This is a genomic window from Selenomonas sp. oral taxon 149 str. 67H29BP (genome assembly GCF_000146365.1).
Lineage (GTDB): Bacteria > Bacillota > Negativicutes > Selenomonadales > Selenomonadaceae > Centipeda > Centipeda felix.
Genome location: NZ_GL397087.1, coordinates 2021548 through 2041239, shown reverse-complemented (window position 1 = coordinate 2041239; position 19692 = coordinate 2021548). Strand labels below are relative to the sequence as shown.

The window sequence follows — 19692 nt, the reverse complement described above, 5'->3', positions numbered from 1 at the left end:
CCCTAATCAACGATCCTCCTTAGAATCGTCCTGCTTTTCTTCTTCCGGAACCAGCGACTGGCGGATCGCATTCAGCGACTGCTTGAGTGCATCCGTGTACGGGCCGCGCAGGTCCCTGTCGTCCCATGTACTCTGCGTGACATAGGCGATGATCGTATCCAAAAAGGAGACGACCATCTCCGCGACATACGCCTGCGAGACCTCGTTGGTCTTGAGATAAACCTCCTTGCTGCGCAGTTCAAAGGCAATGCGGTCGATGTAGTGCTCGCCCTCAATGAGATAGCCGAGCGCGCGCAGCCGCAGCCCCAGTTCCCTCGCCTGCGCGGCGTCCTTCGCCGACGATGTGCGGTCATTGGCGAGCTTCTCTACCACAGCCCACGCCTCTTCGCACAATTTCCCCACGGCATCGAGCACCTTGTCCCGCGCGTGTTTTTTGCGCCACAGCACATCGCGTACCGACAGTTTTTTCTGCTCCTCCATGGTTGCCCTCCGCTTCTATTTACATTCCCTAAGCTGTTTACATTCCCTAAGCTGTTTACATTCCCTAAGCTGCAATCTTCATTATATGTTTTTCATTCCGTATCGTCAACATCATTCCCTGCTCATCAGGAAAGATTTGCATTTTCCCCTCCCTTCCATGTAAAATAGAGGAACATTATTGTCACGAGTGGGAGGATATACTATGGCTGAACTGCTAAGAGAGGGGCCGCGCCTCATCCTGCGCCGCGCCGCCGAGGAGGACATCGACTATATATGTGCCCTGCAGGAGGACGCGGACAACAGGAACTACATCGTTCCGTTCACGCGCGAAGAGCACACGATCATTATCACGCAGGCAAAGGCCGCCCTCGACATCATTGTCGAAGAGCGCGGCAGCGGCGAGCGCGTCGGCTACCTGCACGTTGGTGGGCTGCTGCTCCCGTCCAAGGAGCAGGAGTGGACGCACGTCGTCATCGCCAAAAAGGGGCTTGGCTACGGGCACGAGGCGATGAAGCTCCTCAAGGCGTGGGCGTTTGAGGACATGGGGGCACACCGTGCATGGCTCGACTGCAAGGACTACAACGCGCGCGCCCTCCATCTCTATGAGAGCGAGGGCATGGTGCGCGAGGCACTCATCCGCGAGACCATTCTCTACCGAAATGCCTACGAGAACCTCGTCATTCTCGGCATCCTCAACCGCGAGTATGCCGCGCGCAAGCGTGCGGGGCTTGAGCTAGAGGGAGGGCAGCCGCATGACGGACGATGAACTCATCGCGCGTGCCGCTGCCGCACGCGCACGCGCCTACGCTCCGTACTCCGGCTTTGCCGTCGGTGCGGCACTCCTCACCGAGAGCGGCAACGTCTACGAGGGCGTCAACGTCGAGAACGCCTCCTACCCCGTCGGCATCTGTGCCGAGCGCGCCGCCCTCGCGGCAGCGGTCAGCCACGGCGAGCGGCGTTTTGCAGCACTCGCCGTCATCGCGGACAGCCCCGACGTCTGTGCGCCCTGCGGCATGTGCCGGCAGATGCTTATGGAGTTCCCCATCCGCCGCATCCTGCTTGCAAACACGGCGGGTGCGGTGCGCGTCATGACCCCCGCCGAGCTATTGCCCTGCGCCTTCGGGGCGGCGGCACTGCCTGCAAAGGAGGAGAGCGATGAAATTTCTCATCGTTGACGACTCGCGCCTCGTGCGCATGAAGCTCAAAGCGGAGCTCTGTGACCGCGGCCACAGCGTCGTCGAGGCACGCGACGGAGAGGAGGCGCTCGCGCGCGTCGACGCCGACGCACCCGATGCAGTATTCCTCGATCTCATCCTGCCGAAGCTCGACGGCATCAGCGTTCTGCGGCGCCTGCACGCTGCACGGCCGCAGCTTCCCGTCACCATCCTCTCCACCGCCGCCACGGAGGAGAACATCGCCGCCGCAGAGGAGTGCGGCGCGCTCCTCTTTATCCGAAAGCCATACGCGGACAGCGAGATCACCGCCGCCATCGGCAAGATGCGGCGGCGCCTGGAGGACGTATGACCGAGCTGCATGCAACGTATATGGAGAGCTTTCTTGCGGGGCTGTCCGCCTATGCCCACATCACGGCGACGGCGAAACAGGCAGCGGAAGATCCGCCCTACATCACCATATCCCAGCATCTCACGATGAACGGCAGTCCGCTCATCGTCGCGCTCGCCGCCTCGCTCGACACATTTTACGCGCTCGCCTCGGGATACAGCGGCATCTCCCTCAGCGGCATGGGTGACCTCGCCGTCGATGCTGCCTGCGAGCTGTTCAACGTCATCAACGGACATTTCTCCTCACAGATGCGCGCGCACGGCTCTGCCGTCTCCATCATCGACCCGCCGCGCCATGCGCTCGGCAGCGCTGTGCCCGCCGCGCCCCTGTTCAGTCTCTCCATCGCGTGTCCGTCCGGCACGATGCAGCTCATGGCATCGCGCGAAGAGTTTCTTACATAACTATTGATTGCTTCTCTCATGAAAGGAGTCCCTCTTGTTTACATCTCTGCAGTCCCTTGACGTCAAGGCACTCGTCGAGCTCCTTCTCGTCCCGACGTGCATCGTTCTCGGCGCACTCACCGTCGGCATCATCACCGACCGCCTCATCCGCCGCTACATCAACCATCACCTTGCGGTCGATGAGAGCACGTGGAAATACGTCTTTATCCGCTCCATGCACGGCGTGCCGATCTTCTTCAGCTTCATCATCGGCCTCTACTGGGCGATCGATGCCGTCGAGATCTCGCCGACCCTGACGAAAATGCTGTCCTATCTGCTCTTCACGAGCAACGTCATCACCATCACGCGTGTCTTTGCGCGTACGGTGGACGGCGTCGTCACCATGTACTTTGAGCGGTCGAACAAGGATCTCCCGAAGACCACGCTGCTCAACAACATCCTCATCGGCGTCATCTACGTCATGGGTGTCCTCGTCATCCTCCAGTACTACGGCATCTCCATCGCGCCCATCCTCACGGCCGCTGGCGTCGGCGGCATGGCGGTCGCCCTCGCCCTGCAGGAGACGCTCGCCAACATCTTCGCGGGGCTGCACCTCATCCTCTCGAAGCAGATCCGCATCGGCGACTACATCCGCCTCGGCACAGGCGAGGAGGGACGTGTCACTGACATCGCATGGCGTTTCACCACCATCGTCCCCGTCGGCGCAAGCAACACCGTCGTCATTCCGAACAAGACCATTGCAGGCGCGAACATCACGAACTTCAGCCTGCCCACGCGCAGCCTCAACATCAGCGTCCCCGTCGGTGTCGCCTATGACAGTGATCTCGCGCTGGTCGAGCGCGTCACCATCGAGACGGCAAAGGAAGTGCTCGCGCGCGTTGACAACAACCCCAACGCCGAGCCGCTCGTGCGCTATACGAAATTTAACGACTCCTCCATCGACTTCGCCGTGATCCTGCCGTCGAGCCAGTTCGACCAGCAGGGACTCATCATCCACGATTTCATCAAGGCACTCACCGATCGCTACCGTATCGAGGGCATCGACATCCCCTACCCCATCCGCACAGTCATCCAGGAACAGGAGGATGCACCCGCAGAGACACCTGCCCCGACAAAGGCACAAAATGCATGACGCGTTGTCCATGCGAAGCAGCTGCTCATAGTATCTAATGGAACATCACACATCCGTCCACTCTTATCCACAGGATGCACAGCTTTTCCCTAGGGAAACTGTGGATAACTACAACCTGTTGTCATGCCCCCTCAAGCCGCATGACAGCGGGTTTTTTTATGAAAGTCCCATGCTGTTCCTAAAAATCCTTGTGGATAACTTTGTGCACAAACAACTATATATAGATTTTCTATTGACGTTCATACACAAGATGTTGTATAATTCTACTCGCAGCGCGGCACAGAGCTGCAAACGCTAACAAAGACCCGCCGCCGCGCGGGAAAAGGAGAATGAAGCATGATCGTCAACGACATCAACGTCACCGTCAACGGACTTTCGGACATCACCCCGCACGAGGTTGAGAACTACATCGCCTACATCGAGGGGCAGACCAACGAGAAGCTCGACCGTCTCTCCATTACGGGAGCGGACGACGGCCGCGTCACCCTCGGCTACGAGATGCGTCAGCCGAAGTTCGAGCGTATCCGCCGCATCACGGGCTACCTCGTTGGCACGACGGATCGCTGGAACAACGCAAAGCAGGCAGAAGAGCATGAGCGTGTCAAGCACGGACTCCACTGAGATCCGTATCGCAGGGATTGCGCGCGACTCCATCGTCGACGGTGAGGGGATACGGCTAACCGTCTTTACCCAAGGCTGCCCGCGCCGCTGTCCCGGCTGTCACAACCCTGATACACAGCCGACGGACGGCGGACGGGTCACCACCGTCGGCGCGGTGCTTCAAGACCTCGACGCCAATCCTCTTCTCACAGGGCTCACCCTCAGCGGCGGTGAGCCCTTTCTGCAGCCTGCAGCACTGCTTCCTCTCGCACGCGCGGCGCACGAACGGGGTCTCGATGTCTGGAGCTACACAGGCTACACCCTTGAGGAGCTGCGTGCACAGAAAAACCCCGCCGTGGATGCCCTCCTAGACGAGCTCGACGTCCTCGTCGACGGCGACTACCGCGAGGAGGAGCGCGACCTCACCCTCCATTTTCGCGGCTCGCGCAACCAGCGCGTCATCGATCTCGCTGCAACGCGCGCGACGGGGCGGCTGACCCTGCGGTACACAGATGAATAATGGCCATACGGAATACCCCGCATAGGAACAGAACACTTCCACGCGGGGTGTTTCCTATAAAAAACATTGCAATTCCTCCAAAAATTGGTATGATGAACAGGAGAGAATGAATTTATCGGGAGGAAATAAGTATGGCAACAAAGACAACACGAGCGCAAAACCTGAAAAAGGCACAGGATTTTGCGCTGAGCATCGACGCGACCACGGAGATCGGAATGCTCGAGATCTCAGCAACGCAGGCGATCCGCGTCTCGATCATCCGCTCGCGCGGGCGGCGCTATACTGCCATCACACCATTCTGGCGCAAGAAGAGCGATGATATGTGGAAACCGAAGGCTCCCGTTTGGGTGCCCGCAGAGCACACGGGCGAAATCGCAGACTATTTGGCACGCGCTGCAAAAAAGATTCATGAAAAAGAGGAATAAAGTCGCCCCACATGCAAAAGATCGGCATGTGGGGTTCTTTTTTGTGTACAAATACAGATGATATTTCTCAGGGAAATATCGCCAAGATGAGTCCGCCTGCCGCGATCAGCGCAATGGCGACGCCGTGCAGGACGCTGATCTTGTCGCCGAAGATCAGGATCGCAAGGAGGACGGCAAAGACGACACTGAGTTTGTCGATCGGCGCGACCTGTGAGACAGCTCCCTCCTTGAGTGCCATGAAGTAAAAGAGCCACGAGAGCGCGCCCGCGATGCCGCTGAGCGCGACAAAGCCAAGTGCCTTCGTGTCGGCGAAGACCTGCGGCAGGCTGCCCGCATGTCCCTCGGCGATGACCACGCCGATGAGGAACAGTGCCATGATGACGGCGCGCACCGCCGTCGCGGCACTGCTGTCGAACCCCGCAAGCCCAACCTTGCCGAAGATCGAGACAAACGCCGCGCACAGCGCCGAGAGCAGTGCATAGATGAGCCATAAGCGCATGGATTTCCCCTCCCTGCGAGGAATTTAAGGAATCTCTGATAAAACAGTGTCTCAGATTGGCGTAGATTTTTTTCCGATGGAGGCAGCAAACCGGACGCACAGCAGAGGCTATGCGGAGGATTTGCCGGCACAGGGCGAAAAAGATGGACGAAGACGGCGGTGCTGAATTGATCCCTGCTTCCTTAACCTTGACAGTATAGCACACATCGACAAACATGGCTTTCAAAATCCCTCCCGATCGTGTAAAATAAGGGAAAAATATGGGGGGAAATTTCATGATACGACAGGCAGCAGTACAGGACATCCCGGAGATGCTGCGCATCTACGACGCGGCACGCGCAGCGATGCGCGCGGTGGGCAACCCTACGCAGTGGAGCGGCGGCTATCCCGCAGAGGAACTTCTCCGTGCGGACATCGCGCGCGGCGTGAGCTATGTCCTGCAAGATGCAGGCGCCGCGCCTCATGCCGTCTTTGCCCTCATCGCGGGCGACGATCCGACCTACACGCACATCGAGAATGGCGCATGGCGCGACGATACGCCGTACGCCACCCTCCACCGCGTGGGCAGCGACGGCTCGCACCGCGGCACATTCCGCGCCGTATTGGACTTTGCACGCACACAGTACAGCCATCTGCGTGCCGATACACACGAGGACAATCACCCCATGCAGCATCTATTGTGCGCGGCTGGATTCGTCTTCTGCGGCACGATCTATGTCGCGGATGGCACCCCGCGTCGCGCCTATGAATGGATAAAGGAGTCTCACCCATGATCGAATGCGTCACCGTCGGCGATATGATCCCGACCCATTCCTATTTCTACATCGACGACGAGTCAAAGCACGGCTTTCTCATCGACGCAGGAGCAGAGGGCGGCCGCCTCGCTGCACACGCCGCAGAGCGCGGCTGGACGATCGAGCGGCTGCTCCTCACGCACTGTCACTTCGACCACATCGGCGGCGTGGACGACTTCCGTGCACACATTCCCTGTCCCGTCTGTGCCGCTGCGGAGAGCCCGCGCTACTGCAGCGACCCGAACTGGAATCTCTCCACATGGGGCGGTGCGCCCGTGACGCTCGCCGATGTGGAGACGTTCGCCAACGGCGCGCACATCGCACTCGCAGCAAATCCTGCGCTGTCACTTGAGGTGCGCTATACGCCGGGGCATACGACGGACTCCTGCATCTTTTACAGCGCACACGACGGTATCGCGTTCGTCGGCGACACGATCTTTTTCGCGAGCGTCGGGCGCACAGACTTCCCGGGCGGCGACACGTCGGCACTCTGGGAGAGCATTCGGACGCAGGTCTTTACCCTGCCGCCCGATACAGTGCTCTACTCGGGGCACACGGAGCCGACGACGGTCGGCGATGAGCTGGCACGCTATCGCCGATGAACGCTCATGAGTTTATGGCGTCGCTCGCACAGGGCACGCCGCCGCAGATCTACCTCCTCGCCGGGGAGGAACCGTACTACATCCGCCGCGCCGAGGAGGCGATCCTGCGCCGTCTCCTGCCCGATGCCGCCGAGCGTGCAGACGCGCTCATCCGCTATGAGGAGATGCCCGCCATCGACGCGCTGGCCGAGTCACTGGAGACCGCCCCCTTTTTCACGGACAAGATCGTCGTCCTCGTCCATGACGCCGCCGTCTTTCGCGCGGGGAAAAAGGCGGCGGAGGGCGATACACCTGCGCCGAAGGACGCTGCGGCGGAGCGTCTTCTCGCCCTCCTGACGAACCTCCTGCCGACGACCTATGTCGTATTTACCCTCAATGCAAAGCCCGACAAGCGGCGCAAACTCTATCAGACAGTGCAGAAGGCGGGGCGCATCCTCGAGAGCGAGGCCGTGCGTCCGTGGAATGTCGAGGGATGGCTGAACGAGCGTCTGCGCGAGATGGGGCGCTCCATGCAGCGCGAGGCGCGCACATTCTTTCTGAATGTCGTCGGCATGATGCAGACGATCTCACTGGAGTTTCTCGACCGGCAGCTGGAAAAGCTCACGCTCTACACCGACAACAAACAGTTCACGGAGGCGGATCTGCGCGCGGCGTTCTCGGAGATGCCCGAGGTCTCCGTCTTTGCGCTCATGGATGCCATCAGCGCGCGCGACGTGCGGCGCGCCATGGATCTCCTCGCTCGCTGCCGCGCAGACGGCGTGCACTTCACCGTACTGCTCGCCCTCCTGACGCGGCACGTCCGCCATCTCTGGCAGGCGCGGCGCCTCCTCGCGAGCGGAACACCACCCAAGGGGCTCGGCAAGATCATGGGGCTGCACCCCTTCATCGCCGAAAAACTCGGCGGGCACGCGCGCGGCTTTCGAGAATCCACGCTGCGGGATGCCGTCCTCGCCCTCGCCGATGCCGACTACCTGCTGAAGACGGGACAGGCGGGCGACGAACTGCTCGAGGACATCATCATCCGCCTGTGCCGCAAATAATTTCTCCATATAAGAAAGAAGGCATTATTGTTATGATATCGTACGATGATCGTTTTTTCTCCGTCCGGAATACCACGCGGATGGCGCTCTGCATCGCGCTGATCTGCGTGAGTGCCTATATCGCCATTCCCGTCCCCTTCATGGCACCGCTGACGATGCAGACCTTCGTCATGTGCCTCGCGGCACTCGTCCTGACCCCGCGCCAGACCGCCGTCGTGCTCATCGGCTACACACTGATCGGCGCGATTGGCCTGCCCGTCTTTGCGGGCGGTGTCGGCGGACTCGGCATCATCATGGGACCGCGCGGTGGCTTTTTCATCGGGTTTCTTGTCGCCTATACACTGATGAGCCTCCTCAAGGGACATACGCCGTCCTTTCCACGCTACGCCCTCGTCGGCGCGCTCATCAGCGTCCCCATCACATATCTCTTTGCGACGCTGTGGCTGACCATTCTCTTCGGCGATAAATTCGTCGGCATTAGCGCCGCCTTCATGGCGCTCGTCCAGTTCATCCCGGGCGATCTCATCAAAGCCGTTGCTGCAGCAGCGCTCGGCGTGACACTTAATCGGCGGCTTCGCTATTTCTAAAAAGATACAGGCAAAAAGAACCTGCCATAGGTCATAAAATCTATGGCAGGTTCTTGTCTTACCGGGAGGATCAGGTCTCGTCTTTCGGTACCATGTCCTCATCCTTGAGTGTGCCCGCACGCGCACGGTCGGCAAACTCTGCCGTCGCGGTAAAGAGCACGTCAGTCGAGCTGTTGAGCGCCGTCTCACAGGAATCCTGCAGAACGCCGATGATAAAGCCGACGCCGACGACCTGCATCGCAATGTCGTTGCTGATGCCGAACGAGGAGCAGGCAACGGGGATGAGGAGCAGCGATCCGCCCGCAACGCCCGATGCGCCGCACGCACCAACGGTGGCGACAAGGCAGAGCAGAAGTGCCGTCGGCAGATCGACTGTGACGTTCAGCGTATGTGCTGCCGCGAGCGAGAGTACGGCGATCGTGATCGCCGCGCCGCTCATGTTGATCGTCGCGCCGAGCGGAATGGAGATGGAGTAGATATCAGGGTTCAGTCCGAGGCGCTTGCACAGCTGCATATTGACGGGGATATTTGCCGCCGAGCTGCGCGTAAAGAATGCGTAGATGCCGCTCTCGCGCAGCGTTGTGATAACGAGGGGGAACGGGTTGCGGCGAATGTGCAGCCAGACGATGATCGGGTTCATGATAAGCGCAACAGAGAAGAATGCCCCGAGGAGGACGGCGAGCAGATGCAGATAGCTGACAATCGCATCCGTGCCATTCGTGCCGACCGCGTCCGCCACGAGTCCCATGATGCCGAACGGGGCAAAGCGGATGACCCAGAGGACGATCTGCGTCATGACGACGGCAAAGTCGCGCACGGTATTCTTTGTCGTTGCATTCGCCTTCTGCAGGGCGACGCCTGCAAGAATACTCCACGCGAGGATGCCGATGTAGTTCGCGTTTGCAATGGCGTGGAGTGGATTGTCAACGACGTTGAGGATCAGATTGTGAACAACCTCGACGATGCCGCTCGGCGGTGTAACCGACGCCTCTGCCACGACGAGGTGGAGAGACGAGGGAAAGGCAAACGAGAACGCTACGGCGACGATGGACGCAAGGAACGTCGCGATAACGTAGAGGCGCACGATGGGCTTGAGCGCTGATCCCGCACCGACCGTACGCTGCGCCATGGCATTCATGACGAGCACAAAGACGAGGATCGGTGCGACGCCCTTCAGGGCACGCACGAACACGTCGCCGAGCACGGCGACGAGTGGGATTGCGGCGGGCGCATAGAGCGCGATGAGGATACCGATGATAAGTCCGACCGCGATGAGCTTGATGAGTGCCGTCTCACGGTATTTGCGGCTGATACTTCTGAACAAAAAATCTCCTCCTTAGGGAATCGATGATGGGATATAAAAAAACATCCGTTATTATAGCAGAATGGGCGTGTCTTGTCACGCCCCCGTCAACATCAGACCTACTGTATTCTGATTAGGCTTCTGCATTCTGCATCATGGACGGAGATCCTCCCTCCTCCTCCTGCCGCAGCTCCTCGATGTACCGCGCCACGGCATTCTGCCACGGGGGCAGGCGGCGGAACCCCGCCGCATCGAGACTCTTCTTGCTGAGGCGCGAGTTCAGCGGGCGCACCGCCTTTGTCGGATAGCTGTGCGTGGGCACAGAGGTGACGCTCACCGCCTTCCCTGCCGCACGGAAGACCTCAGCAGCGAACTGCGCCCACGAGCAGAAGCCCTCGTTGGTCGCGTGGTAGATGCCGTACTTCTCCGATGCAATCATATCGGCGAGCAGCGAAGCGAGGTCATGTGTATAGGTCGGTGAGCCAACCTGATCGCCGACGACGGAGAGACTCTTGTGCTCCTGCGCGAGGGTCAGCATGGTCTTGACAAAATTCTTGCCGTGGATGCCGAACACCCACGAAATGCGGACGATGAAGTACTGGGAGAGATGCGCCATGACCGCCTCCTCGCCCATGAGCTTCGACGCACCGTAGACGTTGCGCGGTCCCGTCATATCATCCGTCTCATACGGCGTCGTGCCTGTCCCGGGGAAAACGTAGTCCGTACTGATGTAGAGCAGCCTGATCCCGCGCTCCGCGGCAAGACGTGCGAGGATCTCCGTCCCCGCCGCATTGATGAGACGGCAGCGGGCAGGCTCGTCCTCTGCCTTGTCCACGGCGGTGTATGCGGCTGCATGGAGGATGGCGTCCGGCTCGGTCGCCTCGATGACGGCACGCATGACATTCTCGTCCGACAGCGGAAAGAGCTCCGAGGAGACGCCGTGTACCTCGTGTCCGCGCGCACGGAACTCCTTCACGCAGTCATAGCCGAGCTGTCCCGTCGCTCCCGTGATGAGGATTTTCATCGCAATCCGTCCTTTCTTTTCCATGCGTATTATCCGTGATTTCTTGCTCTTATTGTATCACAAAGGCGCCGCCCATGGGCGACGCCTTTTCAGTATACACTATGATTTAAGTGTCGGCATCACAAGGGAGATGGCAGTCCCCTGCCCCTCTGCGCTCTTCACCGCGATGCGGATGCCATGCTGCTCGGCGATCCATCGGGCGATCGAGAGCCCCAGCCCAGAGCCGCCCGTCTCCTTCGTACGCGAGGAGTCCACGCGGTAGAACCGCTCGAAGATATGCGCCTGATGTTCCGGCGCGATACCGATGCCGTCGTCCGAGAGCGTCACCGTGACGGATTTGCCGTCCGCGGCCATGATGGACGACGCACGGATGTGGCCTCCGGCAGGCGTGTACTTTCGGCTGTTTTCGAGGAAGATGCGGAAGAGCTGACGCAGGAGAACGGGATCGGCGCTGACCACCGCTTCGTCGTTCCTATCCAGAACCACCTCGTGCGAGCTCGTCACCATCTGCATCTTTTCCATCGTATCCGAGAGAATCTCCGCAAGAAGCACCGTCTCCTTGTGCACTGCCTGACGCTTCTGGTCGGCACGCGCGAGGAAGAGCAGTTTCTCGATGAGCTGCTGCATATTCTCCGCCTCAGAGCGGATCGCCGTGATGCCCTCCTCGAGGATCTCCTTATCCTCACGCCCCCAGCGCGAGAGCATGTCGGAGTATCCGAGGATGACCGTCAGCGGCGTGCGCAGCTCATGGGAGGCATCCGAGACAAACCTCTGCTGCTGGACAAAGCCCTCCTGCAGACGCTCAAGCATTCGGTTGAACGTACGCGCCAGCTCCGAGAGCTCATCGCGCGCGCGCGGGATCGTGAGACGCTGTCCGAGGCGCTCCACCTCGATGCTGCCCGCCGTCCGCGTGATCGCGCGAATCGGTGTCAGAATGCGCCGACTGATGAAATGCCCTGCGATGAGCGCGAGCACAAAGCAGATCGCAACGGTATAGAAGAGCAGCCGCTGCAGCGAGTAGAAAAAATCCTTTTCCGTCGTAATCGTGCGTAAAAAATGAATCCGATAGGTGGTGCCGCCGTACTCGATCGTACGCTGAGCATGATAGACCGAGCCGTTGCGGAACTCGGAGACCTCCATCTCGGGGTTTGCCCAGAACGGCGTCTGCACTCGGCCCTGCTCGATCGCCGCATTCGACGGAAAGTGCGGATCCGTATCGAGAACAACGCGCCCCGCATCATCCGTTATCCGCACGATCACGCCGGGGATCACGGGTCCCTCAAACCAGAACTTCGCTTCGGCCGCATTTCCGCTCTCGATGTTGTTCATCACATGACGGATACTGCGGTCGAGATCGACCTCTGCCTGCCGATAAAAAAAGATGTATGCGCCCATCCCCAGAATCGTCGTAGAAAGAATAAGCACGAAAAAGAGGATGGCGGCATACATCAACGTGATCTTGGTTGAGATGCGGATATAGAGACAGCGGTCAGCCCAGTCCGACAGTCGTCTCCTAATCGCGCACCACATAGCCGACGCCCCGCACCGTATAAATGTACTTCTTATGGAAGCGGTCATCCAGCTTGGCGCGCAGATAGCGAATGTAGACATCGACGACGTTGGTCTCGCCCGTGTAGTCGAAGCCCCATACCTCCTGCAGAATTTGATCGCGGGTCAGCACTGTACGCTTGTTGCGCAGGAGATACTCCAGGAGGTCATACTCGCGCTTTGTAAGCGCGACCGTCTCCCCATCCACCTGCACCTCATAGCGCGAGAGGAACATGATGAGATTTTTCACCGTCAGGCGGTCGGATGCATCGTCCGTCGAGATATCGCGGCGGCGGAGCGCGTTGCGGATGCGTGCGATCAGCTCAGGCACGGCAAACGGCTTCGTGATGTAGTCGTCCGCACCGATGTCGAGTCCCTCGACCCTGTCCTCCACTGCATCGCGCGCCGTCAGCATGATGATGGGCACGTTTGACACCGTGCGCACACGGCGGCAAATCTCGATCCCGTCCATGCCGGGCAACATCACATCGAGCAGGATAATGTCGAAATTCTCCTGAATGATGCGCTCATAGGCACGCGTACCGTTCCCCTCGATCTCGGCCGTAAAGCCCTCGTGCTCTAATTCCATCTGCAAAAAACGGGCAATTCGCGTCTCATCCTCCACGATAAGGACATGTGTCTTCTCTTCCATCTGAAACACCTCACATCATTTCCCTATTGATGTATTTAATGCCTATACTATATATGAATGCAGGAAGAATTAAAAGCGAAAACAGCAAAATATAATCGAAATTTTAAGGACATGACGATTTCCCCCGGTTTTCTTTTGGTTTTCCTTGACAATAGTGCATCCGTCCCGTATAAAACAGGGTAGGAATGACAAAATGGAGGAACAGCAGTGAACGAAAACGGACGGCTCTATCTCTGTGCAACGCCCATCGGCAACCTCGGCGACATCACCTACCGCGCCGTTGAGATGCTGCGCACGGCGGATCTCATCGCCGCCGAGGACACGCGCCATACGCGCGGACTCCTCGCGCACTACGACATCCATACGCCCATGACCAGCTACCATGAGCACAACAAGGATGCCAAGGGCCCCGAACTCATCGCACGGATGCAGGCAGGGGAGACCATCGTCTGCGTCAGCGATGCGGGGCTCCCGGGCATCGCCGATCCCGGCGGGGATCTTGTGCGCCGCGCCGTCGCCGCCGGTATCTCCGTCACCCCGCTGCCGGGCGCGAACGCCGCACTATCCGCACTCATCTGCGCGGGACTCCCACTCGAAGGATTCACCTTCGTCGGCTTTCTCCCGCGCAAGGAAAAGAAACGGCGCGAGGTGCTGGCACGCGTCGCCGCCTCCCCCGAGACGCTCATCTTCTACGAGGCGCCGCATCGTCTGCGTGAAACGCTTGACGCTCTCACAGAGTGCCTTGGAAGGGAGCGGCAGGCGTGCGCCGCACGCGAACTGACGAAGAAGTTCGAGGAGTTCCGCCGTGCGCCGCTCGGCGAGCTCTCAGACTACTACCGAGAGAACGAGCCGCGCGGCGAGTTCGTGATCGTCGTCGCGGGCGCAGATGAGAATGTCGCCGCGGATGATGGGGAGGAGATGTCCCTCACGGAGCGTTATGCAGCACATATCGCCGCAGGGCTCGACAAGAAGGAAGCCATGCGCCGCACCGCGCAGGAACTCGGCATCTCGCGGCGGAATGTGTATCAGGCGGTGCTGGGGGAGAAGCTATGCGATACATGAATCTGTATTTAAGCGCATCAATACCACAGTTGGAGACCTTTCTCGCCGTGAAAAAGGTCATCGACGAATGGGACCCCCTGCATTTGTTTCCGTGTGCGCCGCTGGACGAATATGAGCATGAGGTTCACTTGATCTGCAAGCGGCTGGAGGGATGTCCTCCGTGGCGGGATCCCCCTGCTCTTGATGAGTTGGCAGGGTTTATCGGCTATGTCTGCTGTGAGTGCAATCACTATGATCGCAGTTGGGCCGTGTATCGGGCGGTTGCAGACAAGGTCATTCACGCGGTAAAAAATGTCTCCGCTTGACCATGCCGATACATACAGACACCGCCGTTCATCCCCGATACAGAAATGTATCCGTGCTTTCCTAGCGGAGACGATTGTACGCAGCGGCACGGATACTGATGGAGATGTTCGTCCAGAGCACATCATTCTTGTAAAAGTAGATATGATAAATACAGTTCTCTGTGTATATGAATGCCGCCGCAGTTGTCACCCCGCACACTCTGTGCTACTATATACAGGAAATTATATCGAAACGAGGCATGATTTATGAGCGAAAAGACTCCATTTTACATCACCACCCCCATCTACTACCCAAGCGCGAAGCTGCACATCGGTCACGCCTACTGCACGACGGTTGCGGATACCATTGCGCGCTACAAGCGGCTCGCGGGCTTCGATGTGTTCTTCCTGACCGGCTCGGATGAGCACGGGCAGAAGATCCAGCAGGCGGCGGAGAAGGAGGGCATCACGCCCATCCGGTACGTCGACCGCATCGTTGCGAGCTTTCAAGAGCTGTGGCGGCTGCTCGGCATCTCCTACGACGACTTCATCCGTACGACGCAGCCGCGCCACTATGAGCTCGTGCAGGACATCTTCCAGCGCATCTACGATCAGGGCGACATCTACAAGGGTGAGTACAAGGGACTCTACTGCACGCCGTGCGAGAGCTACTGGACGAGGCTGCAGCTCGACGAGAACGGCTGCTGCCCCGACTGCCACCGCCCCGTGCAGGAGGTCTCCGAGGAGGCGTACTTCTTCCGCATGAGCAAGTATGCGGATCGTCTGCTCGCCTACATCAACGAGCATCCCGACTTCATCCAGCCCGTCTCGCGCCGCAACGAGATGATCGCCTTCATCGAGCAGGGACTGGAGGATCTGTGTGTCTCGCGCACCTCGTTCGACTGGGGCATCCCCGTGCCGTTTGACCCAAAGCACGTCGTCTACGTTTGGTTCGACGCACTGACGAACTATCTCACGCCGATCGGCTACCTCCACGACAAGGAAATGTTCCATAAATACTGGCCGGCGGACGTGCATCTCGTCGGCAAGGAAATCGTGCGCTTTCACACGATCATCTGGGGCTGTATGCTTATGGCGCTCGGGCTTGACCTGCCGAAAAAAGTCTACGGCCACGGCTGGCTCATCGTCAACGGTGCCAAGATGTCGAAGTCGGTCGGCAACGTCGTCGACCCCGTCGCCCTCATCGAGGAGTTCGGCGCGGACGCCATCCGCTACTTTCTCCTGCGCGAGATCGCACTCGGACAGGACGGCAACATCTCGCGCGATGCGCTCATCGGACGCATCAACTCCGATCTGGCGAACGATCTCGGCAACCTGCTTCACCGCACGCTCTCCATGGCAAAAAAATATCGGAAGGGCGTTATCACAAAGGGTGAAGGGCGCACGGACTTCGACGCGGCACTCGAAACGATGACGGCGGCGACGGTGCGCGACTATACGGAGCAGATGGACGCGATGGAGCTCTCCGCCGCAGTAAAGACCGTCTGGGCACTGATCTCGCGCACGAACAAGTACATCGACGAAACTGCGCCGTGGATGCTCGCCAAGGACGAAGCGAAGGCGGCACAGCTTGACGCTGTACTCTATCACCTTGTCGAGACGCTGCACATCGTCAGCGTCCTCATCGCGCCGTTCATGCCGACGACGGCACGCCGCATTCACGAGCAGCTCGGCTTCCATGCGGACTTTGACGGCGTGCAGCTGGCGGACATCGCCGCATGGGGCACAACGCCTGACGGGCATACGGTCGGCACGGCAGAGCAGCTCTTCCCGCGCATCGAGGTCGAGAAGGCATGACACTCATCGACACGCACGCCCACCTCTGCGACGAAAAATTCGACGATGACCGCAGCGACGTGATCGCACGCGCGCGTGAGGCTGGCGTAACGAAGATCATCAGCATGGGCGATACGATGGCGGCATCTGCGCAGGCGGTGCAGGATGCGGAGGAATATCCCGCACTCTATGCCGCCGTCGGAATCCACCCCGAGAGCGCGTGTGTGCTGACGGACGAGATGCGCCGTCAGCTCCTCACATGGGCACAGCATCCGAAGGTCGTCGCCGTCGGCGAGATCGGACTCGACTACTACTGGGAAAAGGACGCGTCGCGCCGCGCCCTGCAGCGCGACCTCCTTGCAGCGCAGCTTGACCTCGCACGCGAGGCGGGGCTTCCCGTCTGCATCCATGACCGCGAGGCGCACGGCGACACACTCGCCATGCTGCGCGCCGAGGGGGCGGGACTCACGGGCGTCCTCCACTGCTACTCGGGCAGTCTTGAGATGGCTCGTGAGCTGTGGAAGATGGGCTGGTACATTGGCATTGACGGGCCGCTCACGTACAAGAATGCGGCGAAACTGCCCGACATCGTCCGCGAGGCTCCGGCAGACAAACTCCTCGTCGAGACGGACTGCCCCTACCTCGCTCCCGTCCCCCTGCGCGGCAAGCGCAACGAGCCCGCCTGCATCACGCATATCGCCGCCAAGATCGCCGAGATCCGCGGCGAGACCATCGAGGACGTCGCACGCTATACGACGGAGAACGCAGAGCGGCTCTATCCAAAGCTGCAGAATGGTACATAATTATCGCTCAAAAAAGGGACTGTTGCATGAAGGTAAATTTATCTTTGTGCAACAGTCCATCTTTTCGTATAGGGGCAGATCGGCGAAACAACGGTAACGAAAACTTGCCCCCCTACAGAAATAGGGCACACGAATACGGACGATTGCAATGCTCGCCCTTATTCGTGTGCCCTGATTGGTTTCTTTCCGACATCTTCTTATGCCGCTTCTCTCAATGGTACCAGATGCCGCTCCAACGTCTCGCTCTGTATCTTCTGGTGCAGTTTGAAGACGTTGTGTGCCAGTGCCAGCAGAATGGCCTCACCCAAGACATTCGCACGCCCTCTCGTAAGAAAGCGGCGAAATCCAAAGGCCCCCTTGATCTGTGCAAAGACGCCCTCTGCCTGGATGCTGCGGTTCATCCGCAAAACGATGCCTTCCGTGCTCTTGATCCGTGCAAGGTTCTTTGCACGCTCTCGTTGAAAGACCTTGGCGACCTCCAATCTCTTGGTTCGTTCCTCCATTGGTATCTTGCTGTGGTTGCCATGGATGCACTGCTTCTTTCTTTCGCAGCCGTTGCAGTCTGTACACGTGTAGATGGTCTTTTCGCTCACATACCCGCTCGCACTCTTTGTCCTGCGCGTCCCCGTCACAACGAGTCGCCGCCCCTCGGCGCACTGGTAGACATCCTCCGCCGCAAGGTAGTTCATGTTCTCCCGCCGCCCGATATCCTGCTTCCATTTGCGCTTCTTGCTCACTTCGTAGTTGTTCGGCTTGATGTAGGAGGCCTGTCCCTTTTCCCTCAAATACAGGTAGTTCTCCTCACTCTCATATCCTGCATCAGCGACGAGTTTCCGACTCCTTTTTCCGATGTGTGCATGAAAATCCTCCAAGAACGGGATGAGTGTCCGTGTATCTGTCGGGTTCGGGTAAACACCCGCCCATACGATAAAGGATGCCTCCACGCCATATTGCAGATTATATGCCGGCTTTAACTGCCCGTTCTTCATTGCATCTTCTTTCATCCGCATGAAGGTTGCTTCATAATCTGTCTTGGAAAAGCTGTTGCGATCCCCGCAGATGTGCAGCTTCTTTGTGTAGTCCTTCAGATGGCTGATGTAAGAGTCCAGTGTCCCCATGGTACGCTGAAGCACGGTCTTTCGTTTTCCACGCCCGTAAACGAAGATGATGTTTTGCTCTCTTTGTATGCGTTTCAAACGTCGGTGCAGACGTTTCAGATGGTGGAGGCGGATCTCAGAGCCACGGCGCAGGTGGATACTGAACTCTTTTTCTACGCCGGCAAGAAAGGCATCGAGTTTCTCCATGAGTTTGGCACGGTTCTTTGCAACGCCTTTTTTCCAAACGAAGGTGTACTTGCCCGCAACTGCTTCGATCTTTGTGCCGTCAACAAAGAGGTTCTCAAACGAGATGGCTCCAACGGATGCAAGAAACTTCGCCATTTGTGACAGAATCTCCTTGGCGCAGGGGGCAAAGTGATCCCTGCGAAAACGGGCGATGGTTGTGTGATCGGGTGCGGGTCGTCCTTCGAGCAGATACATGAAGTGGATGTCCCTTAGGCATACCTCCTCGATGCGGCGGGAACTGTAGATTTGATTCATGTATGCGTAGATGAGGATGGCAAGCAGCTGATGCAGTGATACGAGATTCCGCTCGGCACGTCGAAAGCTCCTGTAAAGTGGGGTAAGATCCATTTGATGGATGCAGTGGAGCAGGAGACGAACGGGATCGTCTTTCTTGATTTGAAATTCAAAGTTGAGGGGGAGGCTGGGTTGAAATGTGCCTCCGTAGGATGTATAATCCTTATGTAAAATTTGTTGCATACTCATATTTTACGCCAGAAGCCGGTGTTTTTGCACAAAATTGAGGCTGCTGCACGTTTGTTTCGTGCAACAGCCCCTTTTTGTGGTATGATACCCCTCGCGCCGTCTCGCGCAGGTCGCACAGGTGTGCACGGAGATTAGCCGCGGCGAGGACGTTACGCACCACCTCGCCCGCGAGGACATACGCCCTGCCGCTCGGCTGATCCTCATCCGCGTATAAGCGCGCATCGCGGCGGTCAATGATCTCCCCCGTTGCGCGGTCATAGACGAGTAGGCGGACGGCGGCACCGCTGTGCAGAAAATTCTCCTCATAGAAGATACTCGTGTAATATATCTCCTCATAGTAGGTCGTGAGGATCGGCAGAACGACGAGGTCTGCCTCCACGGCATCTGCCATCGCACGCAGGACGACAGGATAGTCATAGCCGCGCCGCGTGGCATACTGCCCACAGGCACTATCATACGCATCCATCAGCGCACGGTCATCGACGTAGGTGAGCCAGCCCATCGTATCGTTCAGCGGCATGTGGAGATCGCGCGCGACCATCTCCTCGAGCGCATCCACCGTCTCCGCATCGACATCCCCTGCACGCCCTCCACCACGAGCGGCAGCTGTGCGATACGCGCAGCTGCCAGCGCAGGTGCCGTGGGCAGGAGCAGGAGAAAGACGCTCAGCAGAGCCGTATATCTCAGAAACTGTTGCATATCCTATCGATCTCCCCCAGGGAAGCACGGATACACCGCAGACGGTACCCC

Annotated in this window: 25 protein-coding genes; 16 read left to right on the top strand and 9 right to left on the bottom strand. The window is 58.8% G+C overall.

Annotated features, from left to right (window positions below; translation table 11 throughout):
- Nucleotides 1-6: 6 nt before the first annotated feature.
- Entirely contained in the window at nt 7-480 is a 474-nt protein-coding gene (locus HMPREF9166_RS09605; RefSeq protein WP_009753829.1) for a hypothetical protein, read from the bottom strand.
- A 202-nt stretch (nt 481-682) separates the two neighbouring features.
- Here HMPREF9166_RS09605 and HMPREF9166_RS09600 point away from each other — a divergent pair, with 202 nt between their 5' ends.
- The 8 genes from HMPREF9166_RS09600 (at nt 683) to HMPREF9166_RS09565 (ending at nt 5121) form a co-directional block, all read left to right on the top strand.
- On the top strand, nt 683-1246 hold the full coding sequence (locus HMPREF9166_RS09600; RefSeq protein ID WP_009753828.1) for a GNAT family N-acetyltransferase: 564 nt from the start codon (nt 683-685) through the stop codon (nt 1244-1246).
- Complete coding sequence (locus tag HMPREF9166_RS09595; protein WP_009753827.1) at nt 1233-1655, top strand: cytidine deaminase; 423 nt, start codon at nt 1233-1235, stop codon at nt 1653-1655. The genes HMPREF9166_RS09600 and HMPREF9166_RS09595 overlap by 14 nt, the downstream gene beginning before the upstream one ends.
- Nucleotides 1636-2004 carry a response regulator transcription factor gene (locus HMPREF9166_RS09590; RefSeq protein WP_009753826.1) on the top strand — a complete coding sequence of 123 codons (369 nt, stop codon included), beginning with the start codon at nt 1636-1638 and terminating at the stop codon, nt 2002-2004. Before HMPREF9166_RS09595 ends, HMPREF9166_RS09590 begins: the two co-directional genes overlap by 20 nt.
- Entirely contained in the window at nt 2001-2444 is a 444-nt protein-coding gene (locus tag HMPREF9166_RS09585) for a hypothetical protein (RefSeq protein ID WP_009753825.1), read from the top strand. Before HMPREF9166_RS09590 ends, HMPREF9166_RS09585 begins: the two co-directional genes overlap by 4 nt.
- A 34-nt stretch (nt 2445-2478) precedes the next feature.
- Nucleotides 2479-3576, top strand: a complete 1098-nt coding sequence (locus tag HMPREF9166_RS09580; RefSeq protein ID WP_009753824.1) for a mechanosensitive ion channel family protein — start codon at nt 2479-2481, stop codon at nt 3574-3576.
- A gap of 336 nt (nt 3577-3912) precedes the next feature.
- Nucleotides 3913-4197 carry an anaerobic ribonucleoside-triphosphate reductase gene (gene nrdD / locus HMPREF9166_RS09575; protein WP_006690262.1) on the top strand — a complete coding sequence of 95 codons (285 nt, stop codon included), beginning with the start codon at nt 3913-3915 and terminating at the stop codon, nt 4195-4197.
- The gene (nrdG, locus tag HMPREF9166_RS09570; protein ID WP_009753822.1) at nt 4169-4696 is read left to right on the top strand and encodes an anaerobic ribonucleoside-triphosphate reductase activating protein; all 528 of its coding nucleotides are present in this window, start codon (nt 4169-4171) and stop codon (nt 4694-4696) included. The genes nrdD and nrdG overlap by 29 nt, the downstream gene beginning before the upstream one ends.
- A gap of 131 nt (nt 4697-4827) precedes the next feature.
- Entirely contained in the window at nt 4828-5121 is a 294-nt protein-coding gene (locus HMPREF9166_RS09565) for a hypothetical protein (protein ID WP_009753821.1), read from the top strand.
- Between the two features lie 67 nt (nt 5122-5188).
- Here HMPREF9166_RS09565 and HMPREF9166_RS09560 read toward each other — a convergent pair whose 3' ends face one another.
- The gene (locus HMPREF9166_RS09560) at nt 5189-5620 is read right to left on the bottom strand and encodes an EamA family transporter (RefSeq protein WP_009753820.1); all 432 of its coding nucleotides are present in this window, start codon (nt 5618-5620) and stop codon (nt 5189-5191) included.
- Between the two features lie 275 nt (nt 5621-5895).
- Here HMPREF9166_RS09560 and HMPREF9166_RS09555 point away from each other — a divergent pair, with 275 nt between their 5' ends.
- Genes HMPREF9166_RS09555 through HMPREF9166_RS09540 form a run of 4 tightly spaced genes read left to right on the top strand, consistent with a single transcriptional unit; the run spans nt 5896 to nt 8643 of the window.
- Nucleotides 5896-6393 carry an N-acetyltransferase gene (locus HMPREF9166_RS09555; RefSeq protein ID WP_254655030.1) on the top strand — a complete coding sequence of 166 codons (498 nt, stop codon included), beginning with the start codon at nt 5896-5898 and terminating at the stop codon, nt 6391-6393.
- Entirely contained in the window at nt 6390-7016 is a 627-nt protein-coding gene (locus tag HMPREF9166_RS09550) for an MBL fold metallo-hydrolase (RefSeq protein WP_009753817.1), read from the top strand. Before HMPREF9166_RS09555 ends, HMPREF9166_RS09550 begins: the two co-directional genes overlap by 4 nt.
- Nucleotides 7013-8056, top strand: a complete 1044-nt coding sequence (gene holA, locus HMPREF9166_RS09545; protein ID WP_009753816.1) for a DNA polymerase III subunit delta — start codon at nt 7013-7015, stop codon at nt 8054-8056. The genes HMPREF9166_RS09550 and holA overlap by 4 nt, the downstream gene beginning before the upstream one ends.
- A 32-nt stretch (nt 8057-8088) precedes the next feature.
- Nucleotides 8089-8643, top strand: a complete 555-nt coding sequence (locus HMPREF9166_RS09540; RefSeq protein ID WP_009753815.1) for a biotin transporter BioY — start codon at nt 8089-8091, stop codon at nt 8641-8643.
- Nucleotides 8644-8713: 70 nt separating this feature from the next.
- On the opposite strand, the gene sstT is transcribed toward HMPREF9166_RS09540, so the two are convergent.
- The 4 genes from sstT to HMPREF9166_RS09520 form a co-directional block, all read right to left on the bottom strand.
- Nucleotides 8714-9967, bottom strand: a complete 1254-nt coding sequence (gene sstT / locus HMPREF9166_RS09535) for a serine/threonine transporter SstT (protein WP_009753814.1) — start codon at nt 9965-9967, stop codon at nt 8714-8716.
- 112 nt (nt 9968-10079) lie between these two features.
- Nucleotides 10080-10970, bottom strand: coding sequence for a dTDP-4-dehydrorhamnose reductase (gene rfbD, locus HMPREF9166_RS09530; RefSeq protein ID WP_050749722.1), 891 nt, complete (start codon nt 10968-10970; stop codon nt 10080-10082).
- Between the two features lie 99 nt (nt 10971-11069).
- Nucleotides 11070-12500: a cell wall metabolism sensor histidine kinase WalK gene (locus tag HMPREF9166_RS09525; RefSeq protein WP_039981333.1), complete on the bottom strand. Its 1431-nt coding sequence runs from the start codon at nt 12498-12500 to the stop codon at nt 11070-11072.
- Complete coding sequence (locus HMPREF9166_RS09520; RefSeq protein ID WP_009753811.1) at nt 12484-13170, bottom strand: response regulator transcription factor; 687 nt, start codon at nt 13168-13170, stop codon at nt 12484-12486. The genes HMPREF9166_RS09525 and HMPREF9166_RS09520 overlap by 17 nt, the downstream gene beginning before the upstream one ends.
- A gap of 207 nt (nt 13171-13377) precedes the next feature.
- Between HMPREF9166_RS09520 and rsmI the strand changes: the two genes are divergently transcribed.
- The 4 genes from rsmI to HMPREF9166_RS09500 all read left to right on the top strand — a co-directional run bounded on the left by rsmI (nt 13378) and on the right by HMPREF9166_RS09500 (nt 17116).
- Nucleotides 13378-14232 (top strand): 16S rRNA (cytidine(1402)-2'-O)-methyltransferase, encoded by an 855-nt coding sequence (gene rsmI / locus HMPREF9166_RS09515; RefSeq protein WP_009753809.1) that lies wholly within the window; start codon nt 13378-13380, stop codon nt 14230-14232.
- Nucleotides 14229-14537: a hypothetical protein gene (locus HMPREF9166_RS09510; protein ID WP_009753808.1), complete on the top strand. Its 309-nt coding sequence runs from the start codon at nt 14229-14231 to the stop codon at nt 14535-14537. The genes rsmI and HMPREF9166_RS09510 overlap by 4 nt, the downstream gene beginning before the upstream one ends.
- A gap of 246 nt (nt 14538-14783) precedes the next feature.
- Nucleotides 14784-16334, top strand: a complete 1551-nt coding sequence (gene metG / locus HMPREF9166_RS09505; protein WP_009753806.1) for a methionine--tRNA ligase — start codon at nt 14784-14786, stop codon at nt 16332-16334.
- Entirely contained in the window at nt 16331-17116 is a 786-nt protein-coding gene (locus tag HMPREF9166_RS09500; protein WP_009753805.1) for a TatD family hydrolase, read from the top strand. The genes metG and HMPREF9166_RS09500 overlap by 4 nt, the downstream gene beginning before the upstream one ends.
- 197 nt (nt 17117-17313) lie before the next feature.
- Here the strand turns inward: HMPREF9166_RS09500 and HMPREF9166_RS09495 are convergent, their stop codons facing one another.
- The 3 genes from HMPREF9166_RS09495 to HMPREF9166_RS12600 are packed head-to-tail and all read right to left on the bottom strand — an operon-like array spanning nt 17314 to nt 19641.
- Complete coding sequence (locus HMPREF9166_RS09495; RefSeq protein ID WP_256359026.1) at nt 17314-18936, bottom strand: IS1182 family transposase; 1623 nt, start codon at nt 18934-18936, stop codon at nt 17314-17316.
- Nucleotides 18917-19501, bottom strand: a complete 585-nt coding sequence (locus HMPREF9166_RS09490; protein WP_009753803.1) for a hypothetical protein — start codon at nt 19499-19501, stop codon at nt 18917-18919. The genes HMPREF9166_RS09495 and HMPREF9166_RS09490 overlap by 20 nt, the downstream gene beginning before the upstream one ends.
- Nucleotides 19453-19641: a hypothetical protein gene (locus tag HMPREF9166_RS12600; protein WP_139062658.1), complete on the bottom strand. Its 189-nt coding sequence runs from the start codon at nt 19639-19641 to the stop codon at nt 19453-19455. The genes HMPREF9166_RS09490 and HMPREF9166_RS12600 overlap by 49 nt, the downstream gene beginning before the upstream one ends.
- Nucleotides 19642-19692 lie beyond the last annotated feature (51 nt).

Coding starts and splice junctions, on each gene's coding strand:
- HMPREF9166_RS09605 (WP_009753829.1), bottom strand. CDS start 480: ATGGAGGAGCAGAAAAAACTGTCGGTACGCGATGTGCTGTGGCGCAAA.
- HMPREF9166_RS09600 (WP_009753828.1), top strand. CDS start 683: ATGGCTGAACTGCTAAGAGAGGGGCCGCGCCTCATCCTGCGCCGCGCC.
- HMPREF9166_RS09595 (WP_009753827.1), top strand. CDS start 1,233: ATGACGGACGATGAACTCATCGCGCGTGCCGCTGCCGCACGCGCACGC.
- HMPREF9166_RS09590 (WP_009753826.1), top strand. CDS start 1,636: ATGAAATTTCTCATCGTTGACGACTCGCGCCTCGTGCGCATGAAGCTC.
- HMPREF9166_RS09585 (WP_009753825.1), top strand. CDS start 2,001: ATGACCGAGCTGCATGCAACGTATATGGAGAGCTTTCTTGCGGGGCTG.
- nrdD (WP_006690262.1), top strand. CDS start 3,913: ATGATCGTCAACGACATCAACGTCACCGTCAACGGACTTTCGGACATC.
- nrdG (WP_009753822.1), top strand. CDS start 4,169: ATGAGCGTGTCAAGCACGGACTCCACTGAGATCCGTATCGCAGGGATT.
- HMPREF9166_RS09565 (WP_009753821.1), top strand. CDS start 4,828: ATGGCAACAAAGACAACACGAGCGCAAAACCTGAAAAAGGCACAGGAT.
- HMPREF9166_RS09560 (WP_009753820.1), bottom strand. CDS start 5,620: ATGCGCTTATGGCTCATCTATGCACTGCTCTCGGCGCTGTGCGCGGCG.
- HMPREF9166_RS09555 (WP_254655030.1), top strand. CDS start 5,896: ATGATACGACAGGCAGCAGTACAGGACATCCCGGAGATGCTGCGCATC.
- HMPREF9166_RS09550 (WP_009753817.1), top strand. CDS start 6,390: ATGATCGAATGCGTCACCGTCGGCGATATGATCCCGACCCATTCCTAT.
- holA (WP_009753816.1), top strand. CDS start 7,013: ATGAACGCTCATGAGTTTATGGCGTCGCTCGCACAGGGCACGCCGCCG.
- HMPREF9166_RS09540 (WP_009753815.1), top strand. CDS start 8,089: ATGATATCGTACGATGATCGTTTTTTCTCCGTCCGGAATACCACGCGG.
- rfbD (WP_050749722.1), bottom strand. CDS start 10,970: ATGAAAATCCTCATCACGGGAGCGACGGGACAGCTCGGCTATGACTGC.
- HMPREF9166_RS09525 (WP_039981333.1), bottom strand. CDS start 12,500: ATGTGGTGCGCGATTAGGAGACGACTGTCGGACTGGGCTGACCGCTGT.
- HMPREF9166_RS09520 (WP_009753811.1), bottom strand. CDS start 13,170: ATGGAAGAGAAGACACATGTCCTTATCGTGGAGGATGAGACGCGAATT.
- HMPREF9166_RS09510 (WP_009753808.1), top strand. CDS start 14,229: ATGAATCTGTATTTAAGCGCATCAATACCACAGTTGGAGACCTTTCTC.
- metG (WP_009753806.1), top strand. CDS start 14,784: ATGAGCGAAAAGACTCCATTTTACATCACCACCCCCATCTACTACCCA.
- HMPREF9166_RS09500 (WP_009753805.1), top strand. CDS start 16,331: ATGACACTCATCGACACGCACGCCCACCTCTGCGACGAAAAATTCGAC.
- HMPREF9166_RS09495 (WP_256359026.1), bottom strand. CDS start 18,936: ATGCAACAAATTTTACATAAGGATTATACATCCTACGGAGGCACATTT.
- HMPREF9166_RS12600 (WP_139062658.1), bottom strand. CDS start 19,641: ATGCAACAGTTTCTGAGATATACGGCTCTGCTGAGCGTCTTTCTCCTG.